Raw genomic sequence first — 13999 nt, forward strand, 5'->3', positions numbered from 1 at the left:
ACTTAAAGCAATGCGTGTGGTTATTATAATTCGCTCAAAGCGGCCTTCGCTTTGTTATCGACACTGTTTTTATATTCGTGTCGTTTGAAACTAAGGGCTTTCTGGAAAAATGACCGTGCACGAGGACGGTCATTTTTTTGTTGGTAGACATAACCTAATTGTAAAGCCGCCGTTGCACCGAATGAAAGTTGGTCCGGTTCGCTGAGAGCCAAAGCGCGGCTTAAATAGGGGATGGCTGAATCGAGGTCGTTCCGGCGTTGAAAAATGCGTCCCATGCGATACGTATATTCTGCTTTTTCGGCTGTTACCGGGAACTTAGCTTCGCTATAGGGGCGCAGATAGGCCAACGCGCTATCCGTGAAACCCCCATCGGAGGCCAGACGTGCCCGCATTAGCACTTTCTGATTGGGTGAAACGCCTTTTTGTAAATAAGATTCGGCAAACTTTTGCGCGGCCTTGTCCGACTCGACCGTCGTTCGGCCAACCTTCGTAACATTTTGTAAAAAAAGCCTGGATGCTACCCCACCATCAGTCTGGTTATTGGCTAACCAGTGGCAGAGAAATAATTTGTAATAAGAGTCTTTTAAGAAATTTTGTCCCTTGTATGTGTTCAGAAACTGCTGAAAATGAGTCGTTGACGTTGCATACTCGCCTTTTTGCAGGTAAATGTCACCTAAAATATTTTCGATGATTGGCAGTGCCATATAGTTTTTGCCGCTGGGCCGGTCAGCTAGATAAGCAAGAGCCTGTTCACTATGTCCGTTTTTTTGTTCGATGGTGGCCCCAAAAAAGTGTAGCAGCAGGTTATCGGGATGATCGTCAACTAGATGTTGCAGGGCTTGCTCATCGGCATTGGTGAATTTCAGGACGTAAGCCTGCACCATTAAGTCAATCAATCGGGCTTCGAGTCCGAAGGTTGGGTCTTGCTGGGCGCGCTGTAATTCCTGCTGTCCTTGCCGAACATTGCCATGCAGACCCAGCAGGTTAGCAACCCAAACGTAATTCTCCGGCACAGAGCCAATCATTATGTGTAATGTTCCAAGCGATTTGTAGGTTGGCAGAAAATCAGGAAACCGTTTCTGATTCTCGGCTAATAACTTATACGCTCGGATCACATCCCAACTTGCACTTACTTCCTTACCAAATTTTAACTTGGCAAACGCCCAGTGAAGTCGCACTTCGGCCAGCAATACACGTTGCCAGGGTGAGTTGACATCCAGCTTTTTAAGTGCGTCGAGACGGTCTTCCTCCCGGTCACTCATAGCCGAAAACAGTCGGTCATCGTCGGAGGTGACAAGCATGAGCATGTCAGCATAATCGTCCAGGAAGATACGGACGCCGTTTTTTGTCGATTCGTGCGTCAATGATTGTTGGGCAGGCTGACTGGTTAGTTTTTGCAGGTCAGCATACCTACGTTGAAAGTCCGGGGTCCAGACGAAGTCCTGCGCCTGAACAATCAGCCCACATAACAGCAAGAGAGCTGTGACTGCAATAACGCGGCTGATGGATATATACATGGGTAAATTAACGCTAAATAGGGGAGACAAAGTAACGGCAAGCTGTTCGTATAGACATAAAAAAAGGTCGCCAAGTAGACGACCTTTTTTTATGTTCTGATTGGTAGTGACTACCGGCCACGGCCCGTTAAAGCTGGTTCGGGAACCCCTTCGACATCGGCGAAAATCCGGCCGCAATGTTCGCAGACGATAATTTTCTTTTTGTCTTTGATATCTGCCTGACGTTGGGGTGGCACTACGTTGAAGCAACCTCCGCAGGCTCCGCGTTTCACCATTACAACGGCTAGACCGTTCAGGGCGTTAGCACGAATTTTTTTGTACGAGTTCAACAAACGAGGCTCAATGATGGTCAATGCCTGTTGGTCGCGTTGCTTGATAATTTCCTTTTCTTCTTCCTGGCTTTCCGACGTAATCTGATCCAGTTCCTGCTTTTTGGCTTTCAGATCTTCTTTACGTTCGTTGAGGGCAGCCTGCGTCGTTTTAATTTCTTCTTCCTTGCCCCGAACCCGAAATTGAGATTCATTGGCACGCTTTTCGACCAGCTCAATCTCAAGTGACTGTAACTCTATTTCTTTCGAAATGGCGTCAAACTCGCGGTTATTACGGACGTTCATTTGCTGATCTTTATATTTAATAATCAGCTTTTCAGCGTCTTTCTTAGCCACGCGATTGCGTTCAATTTCTTCGTCAAGCGTCTTAATCTCGGCCTGAAACTTGCCAATCCGGGTTTCAAAGCCAGCTATATCGTCTTCAAGGTCACGGACTTCTTCGGGCAAGCCACCGCGAATTTTAATGAGTTCGTCCAGTTGAGAATCAAGGGATTGCAGTTTCAGAAGAGCGTCTAGTTTTTGCGCAATCGTCAGTTCCATTCGGAATGTAGTTAGTGCTATATGAAGTATCGAACAGGATTCGTGTCCGTTACTGATAAAATTACCGCAAAAGTAGTGAATTTTTTTGCCAAATGCCCGAAAATCAAGTCTTTCGTAAAGACTTCACTTTCATAGTGTCCAATATCGCAGATACTAATACGACCTTCGGCATCGAAAAACTCATGATATTTGTAATCGGCGGTTACAAAAACGTCGGCTCCGGCACGTAGGGCGTCGGGCAATAGAAAACTGCCTACGCCCCCGCACACGGCTATACGCTTGATAGGTCGGTCGGGGAGGGGCGTATACCGAATCAGTTTCAGGTTCATGTGTTCTTTCAAATAGGACAACCACGCCTTGCCCGTCAATGATTCCGGCAACTCTCCTACCGCTCCTGAACCGACCTCCTGATGCTGGTTGTCTAAAGGCGTGAGGTAATAGGCCACTTCTTCATACGGGTGCGCCTGACGAAGGGCTGTCAGTAGTTGGCCCTGCTGATGTGTTGGAAAAATAACCTCAATACGATTTTCGGCTTCTTCGTGGTACTGACCTACCTCACCAACGGTTGGCTGAGCATTCTCGGCGGCCTGAAATGTTCCGGTGCCCTCAACCCGAAAGCTGCAATTTTTGTACTCGCCAATTTGTCCCGCCCCGGCTGCATAAAGCGCATCCAATACAGATTGTGTATGGGCGATGGGTACAAATGTCACTAACTTGGTCAACACCTGCGCTTTAGGCGCTAATATTTTGACATTTTGCAGATTTAATTTCTCCGCAATTTTAAAATTGACGCCCCCTGCCACATTATCTAGGTTAGTATGAGCCGCGTAGAGCGCTACATCATTTTTGATGGCCTTAATGACTGTACGCTCCACATAGGTTTTACCAGTCAGTTTTTTTAGGCCCTTGAATACAATCGGGTGGTGCGCTACAATTACGTTGCACCCGTTGGCAATGGCTTCGTCAACAACCGCTTCGGTAACGTCGAGCGTAACCAATACACCCATAATATCAGTTTTTGGGTCGCCCACCAGTAAGCCAACGTTGTCGTAAGATTCCTGATACGCGAGGGGAGCCAGGGCTTCTATGTGGGCAGCTAGATGGCGAATTTGGGGCATACTAATGGGGAAGACTGAATAAACTGGTGAAGGTTGCCCCGCAAATTACGAAATCTGTCTATTTGAGAAGATTATAGATTTGTATTAAACTAACACAATCTGTCGGTTTATAGTGACTTTCTTCGTTAAAACATATTGGTTCATGTTGGAAATAAGCAGTTACCAAGACTACTAAAACGATAGAAGATGCGACTAAAACCTTTAATGACATCTTTTCTCGCTGTGAAATAACTGAGGTGTTGACAGGAAGCGGTGTAGTGGGAGTGAGTTTAGTAGATACGAATTGATAAGAAAGGGGTGCAGACAAGTAAGATCCGTAATGAAGATGTACCTTTGCCCTATGGAGAACACCGACCAGCCCCGCCGACAACGCGGCCAACGAACCGACACCAAACTGACCGTTTCGGAGCCTACCGAACTAATGACATTTTTGGTTGCCCAATTGCCGCACAAAAACCGGAACAACATAAAGTCGTTACTTAGCAACAAGCAAATTCTGGTTGATGCAAAAGTTTATACGCAGTTTAATCACCCCCTACGACCGGGGCAAGTCGTTACCGTTGCCGGGAACCGTGCTCCCGAAACAACTCAATATCGAGGCTTGACTATTTTGTATGAAGACTCGCACCTCATTGTTATTAACAAGCAGGCCGGGCTGCTTTCTATGGCAACCAACAAGGAACGGGACCGCACGGCTTACAGCATTCTGAGCGATTATATCAAGAAAGAAAATGCCAAGAACCGGCTGTTCATCATTCACCGTCTCGATCGCGAGACATCGGGAGTGATGATGTTTGCCAAGAGCGAAAAAGTGCAACGCCTAATGCAGGAATCCTGGAATGCCACAACCAAAGAGCGAACATATGTAGCCCTGGTAGAAGGTGTATTAGACGCCGAACAAGGCACCATTACATCTTACTTGCGCGAAAGCAAAGCCCTGATTGTGTACTCGAGCCAAAACCCTGACAACGGACAATTGTCAATCACGAATTACCGTGTTCTAAAGGCCACCGCAGATTATACTCTGTTGGAGCTGGAACTGGAAACGGGCCGAAAAAATCAGATTCGTGTACACATGCAGGATATTGGCCATCCCGTTGTGGGCGATGCCAAGTACGGAGCCACAAGTGACCCAATTGGACGACTGGGTCTGCACGCTGAGGTATTGGCGTTCGAGCATCCTATAACGGGTGATCCCATGCGTTTTAACGCACCCGTGCCTAAATCGTTTATAAGTGCCGTTAAAGAAAGGGCTGAATAAGTTGCCGAAAGTGGCCAAGTATTACTAACAACTACCGGTCCATGCGTCACGGCAACTACCTTTGTAGCTACTGCACAAGCCGATATTTGAGAAGCACCCAAATAGCTTCGATGCCATCTAACCACGAAATCTTTTTGCCTTCGGCAATAGAGCGGGGATAGTAACTTATAGGTAGTTCTTTAATGCGAATGCCCCGCTTGGCTACTTTAGCTGTCACTTCAGGGCAAAACTCAAAGCGGGTGCATTCCAGCGGAATAGATCGTAAGAAGTTGGCTTCAAATACTTTATAACAGGTGGGCTCATCAGTAAGACGCTGGTTAAAAAGTATGTTTGTCAACAACGTAACAACTTGACCGCCAATATAAAAGCTATAGTATGAATGGCGATTTTCAGGTTTTAGAAACCGAGACCCATAAATTACTTTTTCCTGTCCCTCGGCAATCGGTTTCACGAGGGCCAGATAATCCTGGGGTTCATATTCTAAATCGGCATCCTGTACAATAGCAATGTCGCCCGTCATGTGCTGAATAGCCGTACGAATAGCGGCTCCTTTGCCCTGATTTTGCTCGTGAAAAATAACTCGAACGTTGGGTATAGACTGAAATGTTGCAAGTCGTTCGCGGGTGCCATCTGTTGAGCCGTCGTCAACAATAATAATTTCTTTCGTTAGTGGAACAGCCTGGATTTTTTCAAGTAGAACATCAATAGATTTAATCTCGTTGTAGGCAGGGATAAGAACAGATAGTAACATAATAACAAATATAAGCGAAAACGGGTAAACAAAATTTTAGGTTACTTACGGACCCAGTAAACCAACGGAAAGCGGGGATTCTTGATCTGTATGAAATTCTTTTGTAGACCGGTCCGCAGTTGCTGGATAGCATATGCATTGGTCGGCTTAGTGAGGGCAGTGCTGTCGTCAATAATACTCGACTGATTCCCAAATACAACCAGCTTCAGGCTAGTGTCTGCCAGCGCACGGCTGTAGGCATCTGGGTGTGAATCAACATAATGCGTGGTTTGCATTTCCGTGTTAATAAAAGGAACGTTCGGCTCACGGTCCGATAGGTAATATAGACTCATTGCGTTATCAAATAGCAGCACCTTTCCGATTGGTCCGGCCTGCTCGCGAATAAACTCCCCAGCCTGTTCCTCGCCGGTATAATCCGCAATACTTACGAATCGCTTGAGGGCAGTGGGGCGATAGAGTAAGCTACTAACCAGCAACAATACACCTACGAGGCCGCCCCCGGTCAGCCATAAACGGTACGGCACATGGGGATGATGGGCCTCATACTGACTGAACCATCGGTCGGCAATAAACCCGAGATGTATCGCAAAGAAAACCGCAGCCGGAAAGAAATAATGACTGGCCTGTGTTTTCAGCATGGCAGTACAGGAAAAACCTGCCAACAGCAACGCCAGCCACAGAGCTGGTGTCTGCTGATACATACTTCGGTAGGGTTGCTTCAACAGGAGCACGAATGATACCGCCAGCAATAAGAGCAACCAACTCAGTTTAACCAGAAATTTAGTTAGAAAAATCGTGTGGGAGGGGTATCCACTGAAGGGATAAATATAAGTCCACTCAAGATGGGCCTCTAACCGATTCGTAGAATAGAAATAAAAGGCTGACAGTAATAACGGCAGCGCAAAGCCCAGTAACACCAGCATTCCCCGGCCTACCATCGGCCAAAACGTGAGCCTGCCTGTGAGCCACAAAACAAAAATAAAGGCCCCAAATCCCACCATATAAAAAGCAGCGACGCTTTTAAAACACATAGCTACTCCCAACAAAACACCCGCACCCAGCCAGCGCCAATCCGACCGACCTTTGTTGCCAACAACCAGAGCGAAGGCGTTCAGGCCACAGATCGCAATCCAACTTTCTGGCTCCAGAAAATTCATTTCCATGAAAAAGCAGCAGGCCGCTGTTACCACGATGGTAATCAACGCGGCCCGTTCGCTAAATATCCGTGCCGCCCGCCAGGCCGACAGTACGCTACCCGTAGCCAGAAGCGTAATCAGTGCCGAAACGCTACTATGATTATACCCGCCCAGTAAACTCAGCAAAACATTGGTCGTTGAATAGAGCAGATATGATTTCGACGGAATAAGGTCGTATAACGCATATCCCTTATTGAGCGTACGTGCAATAACTAAATATTCATACGCATCGTAGCCATAGCCAGAGTTATAGGTAAACAGAAAAAAAACAGGGCAGAACAGGGCCAGAAACAAAAAAAGTCGCGTCATAGAACTCTAACTATCTCGCTTGGCGAGCTACTAAGTAACCAACAAATTTACTGGTTTATGAATAAGTCACCACGCTCCCCAAAACCTTTTTATCAATCGTTCGCTTATTGAGTACAGCTCTATACTACGTTGATTCAGCCTAAAAATCTCTCAGTCAGTTTATTCTTCACCGGGCTTTTTTTTGCTTTCGACACCTAAAAAACGGCATTCAGCCAGAATGTTTTTCGGCTAAACATATATGGTATCACCTTTGAATTATTAATCCAAAAATGTCATGAAAGCCCTGCTACTAGTTCTACTCATCGTTAGTGCGACTACATCGTTTGCCCAAAACCCTACTGTACCGAGTACGCCTACCAGCGGAACATTAACGACACCGTCGAGTAATGTTACTGCTCCGGCGGACTCAGTGCCCGATCCTTTTGGAAAAACTCCAACGAATACTCCTCCCGACAATTTTACGGCACCTGCCGGTTCTACACCGACCAGTATTGGCGGTCCTACTGGCGTACAGCCACAGACAGCACCCACAACGTCTGAAGCTGAACCAATTGCCCGCGGAAATGGCAAGATTAGTGGTTCCTTAATTGACTCTACAAACAATAAACCCGTTGAGTTTGCTACTATCGCCTTGCTCAATACGGCTACCAACAAACCAATTGACGGGACAACGGCTGATGCCAAAGGCAAGTTTACACTTGGCAAACTGGCACCGGGTAAATACCGGCTTCAGTATTCATTTATTGGATATAAAGACAAACGAACCAATATAATTACTATCGATCGTGGAAGCGATATAAACCTCGGAACGATCAAACTTGCAGCCGATGTTCGAACACTCAAGGAAGTAAATGTGGTAGGCCAAGCCGCCATGATTGAAGAAAAAGTAGATCGGCTGGTTTATAACGCTGACAGAGATATTGCTGCAAAAGGGGGCGATGCAGGTGATATTCTTCGCAAGGTACCGATGCTGTCTGTTGATTTGGATGGTAACGTTAGTTTACGCGGAAGTGCCAATGTTACGGTATTGATAAATAATAAGCCCTCGACAATTGTTGCCAGTAGTGTTGCTGATGCCTTAAAGCAGATTCCAGCCGACATGATTAAGACTGTAGAGGTAATTACCTCGCCATCAGCTAAGTACGATGCAGAGGGCTCGGCTGGTATTATCAATATCGTTACCAAGAAAACTACGTTGCAAGGTACCACGTTCGATATTAATGGGGGCGCAGGCAACCGGGGCAGTAACCTGGGCCTGAACGGTAATTACCGCACCGGCAAAATGGGCTTTTCGCTTAGTGGCTTCGGACGCGCTGAATACAATGTGAAAGGAGCATTTGCCAACGACCAGACCACCCGCAATTACGATCAGGCAACCAATACCTACTCGGCCAGTACCCGAACCATCCAAACAGCCAATACACTAAGCCAACGCTTGTTTGGGAACTATCAGTTAGGATGGGATTATGACATCGACAAAAGAACCTCACTCACAGCGAGCATTCGCTATGGTGCCCGCAACGGTACGGCGAATCAATATAACTTGCTAACCCAGACGACCGCGCCTACCAGCTATTTCCCAACCATCAGCGACCGTAATGTGAAGACCAGTGATCTGTCGGGAACGGTGGATGCGAACGTAACATATACCAAAATCTATAAACCTCAGCAGGAGTTTAGTATACTGGCCCTGTTTAGCCGGAATAACCGCACGAATAACTTTGTATCTGACATCCTGGGCGGAACTGACTTCCAGACCATTACGTCCAAAATTAGAAATGACAACCTCAGTTATAACCAGGAGTCTACTCTGCAGATCGACTATCAGACCCCTATTAAAACTAATCAAATACTTGAGTTTGGCGTAAAAGGTATTTTCCGAAAAGCTAACAGTGACTATCAATACTACCTTGCGAACGGAGATACGGGTGATTTCGTAAATGATAATAGCCGCCCAGCCAACACACTGTTTTATAACCAAAACATAGGTGCTTCCTACCTGTCATATACTCTGACAACCAAGAATAAGTATACCGTTAAAGCCGGAGCGCGCTACGAATACACATTTATTGATGCCCGGTTTAGCAATGAATCGGCGGGAACAGCGACAAACATTCCTGACTATGGTACGCTTGTGCCAAGCATCAATGTGTCGAAGAGCCTGAAGGGCGGTAAGATTATTAAACTAGCCTACAATCGTCGTATTCAACGGCCTGGTATTCAGTTTCTTAATCCGAACGTTAACTCATCTAACCCAACCAACATTACACGGGGTAATCCATTGCTGTCACCTGAGTTCACCGACAATATTGAATTCAGCACCAGCGCGAACATCAAAGGATTATATCTGAACGCATCCCTATTTGGTCGGCGAACGAATGGCGAAATTACGGCTGTTCGCGACGTAACAAGCCAGTCGGTTGGTGATCCGATCAATCAGGTATTTCAGCAGGTAATCCAGACCACCTATCAGAACGTAGGTCATGAAGATGCCTACGGATTGAACTTATTTGGTAACGGAACTCTGTTTGGCAAGCTACAACTCGGTGGCGGGCTCGACCTCTACCACGTTAGTCTGACCAACAACAATGCTAACCCAATTTATTCGGCTTCAAATTCAGGATTGGTTATTGGTGGTCGTATTATGAGCAGCATGTCGCTTGCTAATGGATGGGGTTTTCAACTCTTCGGTGGAGGACGGGGAAAACAAGTACAATTGCAGGGCTATCAGAGCGCAATGTATTTCTACAGTCTTGGGGTACGGAAAGAGTTCAATAACAAGAAATCAAGCTTAGGACTTGCTGCCGAGAACATCTTTAACCACCCGTTCACACAACATGCTGAACTGTCCTCGCCCATCCTGACACAAACGAGTAAAACGAGCTATTATAACGCAGGTCTTCGGTTGACATTCACCTACAAAATTGGCAAAATGAGTTTCGACGCTCCACAAAAACGCCGGAAGTCTATTGAAAATGATGACCAGAAAGGTGAAGGCGGTGGTGATCAGCAACAACAGCCAGCAACAACAACTCCAGCTGGTGGTGGGCGAACTGGTGGCGGTGGACGACCCCGGTAATCGTAATAGAATCCTGATAGATGTTAGAATCAATTAGGTATCGAAGTCAATAATAATTAGATTAGGTTGGTGATCAATCCCTCTTGCTTTGCAGGAGGGATTTCTTTTTCAGGGCAGTCAGATTTTATTTTAATCGAAAACCAACTTCTTTAAATTAAACCAGATTAATTTTTACCGTACTTTGCTACGTATGGGTAACGAGATTTACTATCTCAAAAAGCCCAACTGTTCAGAAGAATAAATCGAAAAGAATACCCCATCATTACGTCTTACTTGTATTATGAAATCAAAAAATTTAGTTAGCCTTTCTATTGCAGTCGTGTTTCTTGTGTTGGCTACTACGGGTCTCTTAATTTACTTCGGACAAGGTTCGCACATAATTGACCATACCCACGCTTGGTTTGGTGTCATGTTTGTGGCAGCGGCTGTGTTTCACATTGTTAATAACTGGTCGTCAATAACAGGTTATACCAAAGATCGCCGTACGGGTGGTGTTCGAAAAGAATTTATTATTCCGGCTATCATAGTCATCATTTTTGCCGCCGGTATTGGGTTCGACTTACCTGTCTTTAGCAAATTAGCCAATGCTGGCAAGAACCTGGTGCGAGGAGACAAACCTCGTGGTGGGCCAATGTCGCAAACCACCGTCGATTCGATTGCTCACGCTGTTGAAACTGCCTATGCCAGTGCCTATAGTAAAGGAGATACCGCAGCGTTGGCAACTGTAATGCCAATTAAAACGGCACTACTAACCGAAGCTGGAACAATTTTGAGCGGTTCAGATATGCAGAAGAACATTTTGAAACGGTCGGTTAGTGAAGTCGTTACTGCTAAAGTTGACCGTGCTGAAGCAATTGACGACCACCTGATTGTGGTTCATGGCACCTCCACAAATTCAACATCAGCCACGCCGTCGGTTTATATGCATTTGCTAAAAGAGCAGGATAAGAAGTGGCTAATTGTCGCGGCTCAGCGAGCGTATCCGGCAGTTCAGTAACTAGTAACGATAATCAATTTGAACACCAGCTTACCAATTGAGCTACCTCCATACAAGTCAGTAAAGCAAGTTCGTCAACCATCTGGCGAACTTGCTTTGGTATAGAGCTCGTCCGTTACACTGCAACGAAATGGATGTAGCCAACGTATTAGCTGACATAATACATACCTATCCGCTGTTTGCTGGTTGATATTGTTTTCCCTTTCATTCCGCTTTCCTTATACAATCACTTACACTTATTTCTAGCTACCTGACGCCTGATTAGCGTAGTTTTCGATTTTACGCTAACTAGTAAACTCAATTGACTATCTTTGGATTGATTGAATCAATGCCTACTACCTGATGATTGAATGAAGCAATTAGTACAAATTACGATTGTCTATAGCTTACTACTGATTGGCTTGTCGTTTCCGGCAGCAGGCCAGCTAATGTATACCGTTTCGGGTCGAGTAACAGACGCAGCTACGGGCGAAGGCATACCGTTTGCAAGTATTGCTGTAAAAGGCAAAATAGCGGGTACTACCTCTGATGTGGATGGCCGGTATTCGCTTCGTATAACTCAGCTATCTGATTCGTTACTGGTCCTTAGTTTAGGCTATCGCACAGGATCTTATACCATCTTGCCAAAAACTACCCAAACCATAAACGTTCAGCTGACGGCTACAGCCACGAAATTGAAAGAGGTAAAAGTCTATGCCAAAGGGGGCGACCCGGCCTATCGCATTATGCGTGAAGCGGTTCGTCGGAGCGATCAATTCAACCCGGCACGGTTATCAGCTTACCAGTACGAGAGTTATACCAAGATTGAAGGCTACATCAATAACTTCGCTCAGAAGCGAAAAAACAACAAACGACCGGGGCCGATCAGTCGGCTGTTGGGCAGGCTTCCGGCCATCACAGATGAGAACGGACAAGCCGCCGTACCCGTATTTATCTCCGAAACGGTTTCTACTTTTTACGCCCGCATTAACCCCGACAAAGTTAAAGAACACGTTCTAAAGTCGCACGTAACGGGCGTGGGTGTCAGCGACGGTGGGCTAATTGCCCAACTGACGGGCGCGTCGTTTCAACAGTACAATTTTTACCGCAATTCCCTCAGTATTCTGCAAAAAGACATTCCCTCGCCACTGGGTAAACAATGGGAGACCGTTTATAGATTCAGACTAAAAGATACGGTTATCCTCAATAATGCGGTTTGTTACGCTATCGAATTTACGCCAAAGCGAGCCAGCGATCTGGCCTTTGCCGGAACAGTTTTGGTCGATACGCTTCGAATGGCGTTGGCGCAAATAGACGCCCGAGTCGATAAGCGGGCCAATATTAACTTTGTAGATGAGCTGCATATCGAACAGGATTGGGAAACAACGGTGTCGGGTGTCCGTTTTCCAACCCAAACGCAGGTGACCATTGATACTGATGAACCAACGCCCCGCGCACCAGGGGCTTTGATCCGCTTTTTTACGGCATCCACTAATATTATCGAAAATAAGCCTAAAGACGTTGGTTTTTATGATCCTTCGATTGAACTGGCCGACGATTATCGGGAAGCAGATGCTGCCTTCTGGCAACGTGTACGGCCAACTTCTCTCTCGCCCAGCGAGTGGCGGGCTATGCAGGTGGTCGATTCGGTGCGAAATGTGCCTTTTATAAAAGTAGCCGGTGAAATTATAAAACTTGGTGTATTGGGCTACAAACCGCTGGGAAAATGGAACGTTGACTTGGGTCCGCTCTTGTACTCATATGCCAGCAACACCGTTGAAGGCCATCGGTTTCGACTTGGTTTACGTACAAACACAGGTTTCAGTCGTAAATGGCTCTTGAGCGGCTACCTGGCCTACGGCACTCTGGACCAGAAGTTTAAATACAGTGCTAATATTGAATATATCCTCAGCCGTAAGCCCTGGACAGTCATTGGTGTTCGGCAAACGTATGATTTAGAGCGTGTTGGGGTATCGGCTGATAACATCGGAAATAATTCTCTGTTTGCCGCTTACTCGCGTTTCGGTACCATCCGACGACCTTATTTTCAGGAAGAAAAGCTAGCTTATTTCCGACGCGAAATGGGCCGGGGTTTTACGCAGACAGTGGCCCTGCGTAACCGTAGTTTCGAGCCGTTATTCCCCTTTGCGTTCCAGCCGCAAACAAAAGACCCTGACCAGACGCTTCGGAGCAAATACCAGATAACGGAGCTAATTTCAGAAACACGGTTTGCGCCTGATGAAGTCATGCTGCAAAACGACAATGTGCGGGTTAGTGCCGGCGCCATTCGTAAACCGATTTATACACTACGTTATACACTTGGCCTACGCAATGTGCTTGGTAGTGATTTCACTTACCAGCGGATCGCCCTGACCATGAAGCATTCCTTCCGGATGGGCGTTCTGGGCAGAACCTATTACAGCGTTGGCGCGGGTATAATTCCATCTACGGTTCCCTATCCGTTGTTATACAGCCCGTTGGGTAACGAATCGTCTTTTTATGTTGGCAATGCCTATAACCTGATGAATTATTTCGAGTTTATCTGCGACCGTTGGGCTACAGTACAATTCGAACACAATTTTGGTGGATTGCTATTCAACCGGATTCCTGGCCTTCAGCGGCTTAAATGGCACGAGTTAATTACGGCAAAAGTGCTTGCGGGTAGTGTCTCGTCAGATAATTTAGCTGTTATTCCAGCGGTTAATGATGCGGGGCAAACGGTTGAAGGGTTTAGTTCATTAACCCGAACGCCCTATATTGAAGTCGGTTATGGAATCGACAATATCTTCAAAGTGCTTCGTGTTGATGCCATTCATCGGCTCACCTACCGCGATAACATCGGGCGAACGGGTATTCCCGTTACACCCTTTGCCATCAAACTATCGGGATGGGTATCGTTCTGAAATGAGTCTATCTCAATAAC

General features: G+C 46.3%; 9 protein-coding genes. 4 read left to right on the top strand and 5 right to left on the bottom strand.

Going from position 1 to position 13999, the window contains the following annotated elements; genetic code table 11:
• Nucleotides 1-23 precede the first annotated feature (23 nt).
• The 3 genes from ACFS25_RS06360 to ACFS25_RS06370 form a co-directional block, all read right to left on the bottom strand.
• A complete protein-coding gene (locus tag ACFS25_RS06360) occupies nt 24-1517 on the bottom strand; it encodes a tetratricopeptide repeat protein (RefSeq protein WP_381497717.1) in 1494 nt (497 codons plus the stop codon).
• Nucleotides 1518-1627: 110 nt separating this feature from the next.
• Complete coding sequence (locus tag ACFS25_RS06365; protein ID WP_381497719.1) at nt 1628-2386, bottom strand: zinc ribbon domain-containing protein; 759 nt, start codon at nt 2384-2386, stop codon at nt 1628-1630.
• Between the two features lie 17 nt (nt 2387-2403).
• The gene (locus tag ACFS25_RS06370) at nt 2404-3504 is read right to left on the bottom strand and encodes a Nif3-like dinuclear metal center hexameric protein (RefSeq protein WP_381497721.1); all 1101 of its coding nucleotides are present in this window, start codon (nt 3502-3504) and stop codon (nt 2404-2406) included.
• 340 nt (nt 3505-3844) lie between these two features.
• On the opposite strand from ACFS25_RS06370, the gene ACFS25_RS06375 reads away from it, so the two are divergent.
• Nucleotides 3845-4765, top strand: a complete 921-nt coding sequence (locus ACFS25_RS06375; RefSeq protein ID WP_381497723.1) for an RluA family pseudouridine synthase — start codon at nt 3845-3847, stop codon at nt 4763-4765.
• 67 nt (nt 4766-4832) lie between these two features.
• On the opposite strand, the gene ACFS25_RS06380 is transcribed toward ACFS25_RS06375, so the two are convergent.
• Both ACFS25_RS06380 and ACFS25_RS06385 read right to left on the bottom strand, forming a co-directional pair.
• On the bottom strand, nt 4833-5516 hold the full coding sequence (locus ACFS25_RS06380) for a glycosyltransferase family 2 protein (protein ID WP_381497726.1): 684 nt from the start codon (nt 5514-5516) through the stop codon (nt 4833-4835).
• Nucleotides 5517-5557: 41 nt separating this feature from the next.
• On the bottom strand, nt 5558-7021 hold the full coding sequence (locus ACFS25_RS06385; RefSeq protein ID WP_381497728.1) for a hypothetical protein: 1464 nt from the start codon (nt 7019-7021) through the stop codon (nt 5558-5560).
• Between the two features lie 274 nt (nt 7022-7295).
• Between ACFS25_RS06385 and ACFS25_RS06390 the strand changes: the two genes are divergently transcribed.
• The 3 genes from ACFS25_RS06390 (at nt 7296) to ACFS25_RS06400 (ending at nt 13979) form a co-directional block, all read left to right on the top strand.
• Nucleotides 7296-10100: a TonB-dependent receptor domain-containing protein gene (locus ACFS25_RS06390; RefSeq protein WP_381497731.1), complete on the top strand. Its 2805-nt coding sequence runs from the start codon at nt 7296-7298 to the stop codon at nt 10098-10100.
• 280 nt (nt 10101-10380) lie between these two features.
• Complete coding sequence (locus tag ACFS25_RS06395) at nt 10381-11097, top strand: DUF4405 domain-containing protein (protein ID WP_381497734.1); 717 nt, start codon at nt 10381-10383, stop codon at nt 11095-11097.
• A 350-nt stretch (nt 11098-11447) separates the two neighbouring features.
• Nucleotides 11448-13979, top strand: coding sequence for a DUF5686 family protein (locus ACFS25_RS06400; protein ID WP_381497736.1), 2532 nt, complete (start codon nt 11448-11450; stop codon nt 13977-13979).
• The last annotated feature ends 20 nt before the right edge of the window (nt 13980-13999 follow it).

Origin of the sequence: Spirosoma flavum (assembly GCF_042686045.1) — a bacterium.
Taxonomy (GTDB): domain Bacteria; phylum Bacteroidota; class Bacteroidia; order Cytophagales; family Spirosomataceae; genus Spirosoma; species Spirosoma flavum.

Coding starts and splice junctions, on each gene's coding strand:
- ACFS25_RS06385 (WP_381497728.1), bottom strand. CDS start 7,021: ATGACGCGACTTTTTTTGTTTCTGGCCCTGTTCTGCCCTGTTTTTTTT.
- ACFS25_RS06370 (WP_381497721.1), bottom strand. CDS start 3,504: ATGCCCCAAATTCGCCATCTAGCTGCCCACATAGAAGCCCTGGCTCCC.
- ACFS25_RS06365 (WP_381497719.1), bottom strand. CDS start 2,386: ATGGAACTGACGATTGCGCAAAAACTAGACGCTCTTCTGAAACTGCAA.
- ACFS25_RS06390 (WP_381497731.1), top strand. CDS start 7,296: ATGAAAGCCCTGCTACTAGTTCTACTCATCGTTAGTGCGACTACATCG.
- ACFS25_RS06360 (WP_381497717.1), bottom strand. CDS start 1,517: ATGTATATATCCATCAGCCGCGTTATTGCAGTCACAGCTCTCTTGCTG.
- ACFS25_RS06395 (WP_381497734.1), top strand. CDS start 10,381: ATGAAATCAAAAAATTTAGTTAGCCTTTCTATTGCAGTCGTGTTTCTT.
- ACFS25_RS06380 (WP_381497726.1), bottom strand. CDS start 5,516: ATGTTACTATCTGTTCTTATCCCTGCCTACAACGAGATTAAATCTATT.
- ACFS25_RS06400 (WP_381497736.1), top strand. CDS start 11,448: ATGAAGCAATTAGTACAAATTACGATTGTCTATAGCTTACTACTGATT.
- ACFS25_RS06375 (WP_381497723.1), top strand. CDS start 3,845: ATGGAGAACACCGACCAGCCCCGCCGACAACGCGGCCAACGAACCGAC.